Source organism: Desulfobacter sp., assembly GCF_050177295.1.
The window spans coordinates 1-3,417 of sequence record NZ_JBFXHE010000456.1 but is presented as its reverse complement, the minus strand read 5'-3'; the positions used below and the strand labels follow the sequence as shown (position 1 = coordinate 3,417).

Sequence of the window (3,417 nt, the reverse complement as noted above, 5' to 3'; positions counted from 1 at the left end):
GACGTGGGGATCCCCACACGCTTGGAAATTCTCTGGGTGGCCGGCAGAAACAGGGCCGCAGCACCGATGTTCTGCATCATACTGGAAATAATGCCCACAGTACCTGAAACCAGAAGCATGATCTTACCTTCGCTTTTGCCTGCCAGGGCCAGGATGGGCTTAGCCACCTTATTCATAACGCCGGTTTTATCCAAACCCGCGCCGATAATAATTACTGCAATAATAGAACAAACCGCATTGGAACTTAAGCCCACAAAGGCTTCTTTGGGAGAGATCAGTCCAATCAGGGGAAGAAGGACCATCATCATTATCCCGACCACATCCACCCGCACCCATTCAAACACAAAGAGGCAGATAACAAAGGCCAGGATGATCATGGTCATAATCATATCAGGTGTCATTGAGAAACACTCCATTCAATTTATTCATCTTCATTTCTGTAGATAAAGCACAGCGCCGCCGTAAACAGAATCAAACCAAGTCCTATAAAAAAATGCATGCTCATGAAAGAATCCTCCTAACTCACTGAATAAACGCAAAGCCGCTGGGCAATCCGGTTCTGGTTGACGGCAGGAGCTCTTATCGCAGCAGGGTTCTTGTTCTCGGAGATAATGAATTCAATGTGACCGCACTCCTTGGTAATATCGGAAATGGCATGGTCAACACCTTCCTGGCTTGTGGTGTGCGCAAATTTAAGGCCCAATTCCGCAGCCTTCTCTTTGAACGGCACCACATTTTTCCCGGCGGTCTCCTTAAAATCGGCGTAAAGTTCTTCCTGGGGGGTGGAAAAAAATGAGGTCACGTGATGGGTCAAATTGGCTGCATTTACCGCAATAATACCATAGTCCATACGCTTGGCCATATCTAGGGCATAATCAACCATATCATCGGAAAACCGGCTTTCAAGAGTGGCAACCACCAGATTTTTGCCCTCGTTTGTTTTGCATGACATAGAGCAGGTATACTGATCAACGCCACCTTCATCTTTAACGCAAGGCTGGGAAAACATAATCGCGTTTTCTTTGCTGCCGCGTTTTTTGCCAAAACTTAATCTGTCCTTTAATCCATTCAAAAACTGCATATTCAACCATCCTCCTTTAGGTGTATTTGGTTATCAATCTTTCCTTGTTGGGGGATAATGAGCAAGTTGCATACCAGTTTCTCAAAATGGCCGGAACAGCCTTTAGAGCAAGGCTTTTCACAATTGGAAAGCGGTTTGGACACACACAATTGTGTTGCATCTTGCAATACATTTCATAATGGCCGCCCAAAGCCTTGCCCCATAAAGGTTTGCGGATATTGCAATTATCAATATTTACGTTGCACAATGTAACGATTTACATCAAATCCAACTGCCATTCTTCCCCGTCCCGGCCAATAAAACCACGGGCAAGGCTCCATCAAAGGGTCTTTATAGATGAATCGGTCATCAGGCATGGTAATTGCTCCAATGCTGAACAACTTTTATGATATTCCAAATATTCTTAAGTTTGAGAGAAAGGGGCTTCAGGTGAAACGGATTTTTAAAAAAGAAGAAGAGACTCATGTTGTTGATACAGGGGCAGAAGAGATTGCCGCGCTGCGCGAGGCCGTTCTGGATCAAAGAATTCCGGCCGAAATTGAAAAAATCCTGCTCAAAGAGGTGGACCGGCTTGAAAAAATTAATCCGGCTTCGGCAGACTACACCATAGGACTCAACCATATCGACTATGTCACCACCCTGCCCTGGAACCGGTACACCCAGGATAATCTTGATATCCAGCGTGCGGAAAAAATTCTGGACTCGGACCATTATGGGCTCGAGGAAATCAAAGAAAGGATCCTCGAACACCTGGCGGTTCGACAGATGAAACTGTCCCGGAAAAACACCATTCTTGTGGTGGATGATGAACAGATCACCCGAATGAATCTGGAGCATGTTCTCTCCAAGGAGGGCTATGAGGTCAGCACGGCTGACGGCGGCACCCAGGCACTGGAATTTTTAAAGGCCAACACCGTGGATCTTGTGATCACCGATCTTAAAATGGACAAGATCGACGGCATGACACTTCTGGAACGTATAAAGGCAAAAAGCCCGTCCACGGAGGTAATCATCATCTCCGGGTACGCCACGGTGCTCACTGCTGTGGACGCCATCAAGCGGGGATCTTTTCATTTTATTCCCAAGCCCCTCAAACTTGACGACATCCGGGAAACCGTTAAAAAGGCCCTGGGCAAAAAAACGGGCCTTGTGGAAGCCAAAGGGCCTGTGATCTGCTTTGCCGGCCCTCCGGGCACAGGAAAAACGTCACTGGGCCAGTCCATTGCCCAAAGCCTTGAACGTAAATTTGTCCGGATTTCCCTTGCCGGCGTGAAGGATGAGGCCGATATCAGGGGCCACAGGCGCTCCTATGCAGGTGCTCTTGCCGGCCGGATTATCCAGGAAATCCGCCAGGCCGAGTCTCTGAATCCCGTACTCATGCTTGATGAGATTGATAAGATCGGACAGGATTTTAAAGGAGACTCTGCCTCAGCCCTGCTTGAGGTACTGGACCCCCAGCAGAACTCAAAGTTCCTTGACCATTATCTGGATATTCCCTTTGACCTTTCCAAGGTGATGTTCATTGCCACGGCCAATACGGTGGCAAGAATCCCCGGGCCTTTGCTGGACCGGTTTGAAGTGATATCCATGTCCGGTTACACCATCGAAGAAAAGGTCCACATTGCCGAACGTCACCTGATCCCCCGGGCCAAGGAAGATACGGGACTTTCGGGATTTGACCTTGAATTTACGCAAAATGCACTTTGCTCCATCATCAGGGAACACACCCGGGAAGCGGGGTTACGGGGCCTTGAACGTAAAATCTCCGCCATCTGCCGCAAGTTTGCCCGGCGGTATCTCAATACACAGAATGCGTCCCGGAAAATAAAGATTGATGAAGGCGCTGTGGAACAACTTCTGGGCCCTGCCAGATACCACTATGAAATCGCAGGGGCCAAGGACCGGGTGGGGTGCGCTACAGGCCTGGCCTGGACAGAAAGCGGCGGGGAAATCATCTTTGTTGAGACCACGCGGATGATGGGAGCAGAACGTTTGATCCTCACCGGATATCTCGGAGAGGTAATGAAAGAATCGGCCCAGGCCGCCTTAAGTTACATCCGCAGTCACACTGAACAGCTTGGGCTGGCTGCAGACTTTTTCCAGGGGCGGGATATCCACGTCCATGTTCCCTCGGGAGCCATTCCCAAGGACGGCCCGTCAGCCGGGATGACCATTGCCGTGGCATTGATCTCGCTTTTAAAGGATATTCCCTGCCCCAGGGATACGGCCATGACAGGCGAGGTGACGTTAAGCGGCAGAATCCTTCCGGTGGGCGGCATTCGGGAGAAACTGCTTGCGGCCAAAACCGCCGGAATCAAGACCATCATTTTTCCTGC

3 protein-coding genes are annotated in these 3,417 nt (G+C 49.5%); 1 reads left to right on the top strand and 2 read right to left on the bottom strand.

All coding sequences use genetic code 11. The features are described from left to right. Both AB7U36_RS20965 and AB7U36_RS20960 read right to left on the bottom strand, forming a co-directional pair. Nucleotides 1-401, bottom strand: a 401-nt coding sequence (locus AB7U36_RS20965; protein ID WP_428161568.1) for an SLC13 family permease, incomplete at its 3' end; no start/stop codon positions are given. A gap of 116 nt (nt 402-517) precedes the next feature. Beyond that, nucleotides 518-1,081 (bottom strand): hypothetical protein, encoded by a 564-nt coding sequence (locus tag AB7U36_RS20960; RefSeq protein ID WP_428161567.1) that lies wholly within the window; start codon nt 1,079-1,081, stop codon nt 518-520. A gap of 429 nt (nt 1,082-1,510) precedes the next feature. Between AB7U36_RS20960 and AB7U36_RS20955 the strand changes: the two genes are divergently transcribed. Continuing rightward, nucleotides 1,511-3,417, top strand: a 1,907-nt coding sequence (locus AB7U36_RS20955; protein WP_428161566.1) for a S16 family serine protease, incomplete at its 3' end; no start/stop codon positions are given.

Excerpts from the sequence above, each read along its gene's own strand:
- AB7U36_RS20960 (WP_428161567.1), bottom strand. The coding sequence starts at position 1,081 with ATGCAGTTTTTGAATGGATTAAAGGACAGATTAAGTTTTGGCAAAAAA.